Origin of the sequence: Brevibacterium salitolerans (assembly GCF_039531405.1) — a bacterium.
Taxonomy (GTDB): Bacteria; Actinomycetota; Actinomycetes; order Actinomycetales; family Brevibacteriaceae; genus Brevibacterium; species Brevibacterium salitolerans.
The window spans coordinates 1-2,225 of the sequence record NZ_BAAAPZ010000016.1; the positions used below are offsets into that span (position 1 = coordinate 1).

General features: G+C 66.4%; 2 protein-coding genes. One reads left to right on the forward strand and one right to left on the reverse strand.

All coding sequences use genetic code 11. The features are described from left to right. Positions 1-829 precede the first annotated feature (829 nt). Positions 830-1,354, reverse strand: a complete 525-nt coding sequence (locus ABD240_RS13205) for a TetR/AcrR family transcriptional regulator (protein ID WP_344337730.1) — start codon at positions 1,352-1,354, stop codon at positions 830-832. Positions 1,355-1,508: 154 nt separating this feature from the next. On the opposite strand from ABD240_RS13205, the gene ABD240_RS13210 reads away from it, so the two are divergent. Then, a partial coding sequence (locus tag ABD240_RS13210) for an MFS transporter (protein WP_425547024.1) occupies positions 1,509-2,225 on the forward strand: 717 nt, incomplete at its 3' end.

Consider the following 2,225-nt stretch of genomic DNA (forward strand, 5'->3'; position numbering starts at 1 on the left):
GTTCTGTGCGCTCTTGCAGAAGAGCGTCCTCAACCGGCGTTCCCGGGTGAGGCGCGAGCACCTGCACATCGCGATCGTGACGCGGATCGCATGCACCTACCACCGGCGCAGGCGGCAGGAGGTTTGGGAGAACTGGCCTCGATCGAGTTTGCGGCCACGATGAGACCGTCCATGGCCCTCGCTGCCTGACTGACCCCTGTCACCTACCCGCGCAGCAGACCCTTCCCGACAGCAGGGCGGACGGTAACAGGGTTACGACCTCGGTGGAGGCCGGTCTACTCTTGGCGGCACGGCATCTGCGGGAGGTGATGATTCCCCACCCTGTCGCACCGAGGACGCAACAGATGGCCTCGCCCCCGAACTGTCCGCGACCGCCTGTCGATGAACGCGATCCTTTCGTCGTGAGGTGGTCGAGCTCCACTGCGAAAGACGCTAAGGCGGCCTTCAGGATCTCATACGCACGTCGTGCTTCGGCGAGTTCCCCTCGGAGGCGACGGCTCTCCTTCTCGAGCAGCTTTCCCGGACCGGCAGGCTCGGTGGGGCCGCGACGGTTGCACCAGATCGGCAGTGTCTCTTCGCCGACGTCGAGCTGTGGTGCAATGGCACGGATCGATGCTGCGCGGGGGCCGCCTTTGCGGGCTTCGCGGTTGCAGACCATGCGCACGGCGCGATCACACAGCTGGGGACGGAACTTTTCGGCATGCTCCGACCCTCGCCGCCGAGACTCGGAACGGAACCCAAGGCGCTTCACCCCTCCAACAGGACGGCATACCTCGTCGCACTCCGGGCGCCCTCTCGCACCTTCAATGCGCGGCCCTCGCGGAGAGAGTCAGTCATCTGCGATCAGCCAGTCGCGTAGATCCGTGAGCGCCTCCACGCCAGAGATGAGATCCACCCCGACATCAGCACTTGCCGACAGGCCGGTCGCGACAAGGAGGATCGCCCGGACCGCCATTGGGTCGGCCACCGTCTCGGCCAGCACGTCGCCCCACCGCTCATGAGCGGACTTCAGTGCCTGCCGCGCTGCCGCGTCATGGCTCATCGCCAGCCGAGTGACCGCTAGCAGTGCCAGCTTCAGCTCAGGATCCTCATCGGCGGATGTTCGCAGATGGAACAGCACTGGCCCCTCCGGGGCCTCGCGCATCCGCTCGGCATCCCGGGCAGCAAGGTCGGTGAACCACGCAATAAGGGCAGCGCCCAATACCTGCATGGACGCGAAGTGGTGGAGCACACCGCCCTTCGACGATGAAATTCGCTGCGCGACGGCTCCGAGCGTGGCTGCTCGTTGACCCTGCTCGACGAGCAACTCAGCATAGGCGCGCACGGCGCGTTCGCGCAACGTCGCTTTCACCATGAGCTGTGACCCTCCTCCCATTCGCAGGCCCCATGCCCGCTCTCATAACCATACCAACCGTCCGGCTGGTACAGTAATGAACTGCACCGACCAGACGGTTGGTTTTTGTGTGAATGTGGAGACGATAACGATGCTCACCTCCGAGCTGACGACCATGACCCGCCAGCCCGTCAGGCTGGCCCCGCGCCGCTGGGCGGCTCTGGCGGCGCTGATGCTGCCCGTGCTGCTGGTCTCTGTGGACAACACCGTGCTGACCTTCGCGCTGCCGCAGATCGTGACCGCGCTGGGCCCTTCAGGGACACAGCTGCTGTGGATCGTCGATATATACCCGCTCGTCATGGCCGGCCTCCTCGTGCCCATGGGCGCTCTGGCCGATCGCTTCGGGCGTCGCCGGATGCTGTTCATCGGCAGCATCGGCTTCGCGGCAGTGTCCGCGCTCGCGGCCTTCGCTCCGAGCGGAGCTCTCCTGGTCGCCGCCCGTGCGGGCCTCGGTGTATTCGGGGCTATGCTGATGCCTTCGACACTGTCCATCATCCGCAACGTCTTCACCGACCGCCGCGAACGTCGCATCGCGATCGCCGTCTGGGCGGCCGGCTTCGCCTCGGGCGCGGCACTGGGCCCGATCGTCGGCGGCGCGCTCCTGGAGCACTTCTGGTGGGGGTCGGTCTTCCTGCTGGCCGTGCCCGTGCTCGTCGTCTTCCTCGCGGCGGCGCCCTTCGCGCTGCCGGCGTCGCGTGATCCGAACGGGCACTCGCTCGATGCGGCCTCGGCGCTCATGATCATCGCCGCCATGCTCGGCGTGGTCTACGGGATCAAAACACTGGCCAAGAACGCGGACCCTGTCGTCGGGATCGCCGCGCTGGTCGCAGGC

Bases quoted from the DNA above. Each gene is read 5' to 3' on its own strand.
- ABD240_RS13205 (WP_344337730.1), bottom strand. From the start codon at position 1,354: ATGGTGAAAGCGACGTTGCGCGAACGCGCCGTGCGCGCCTATGCTGAG.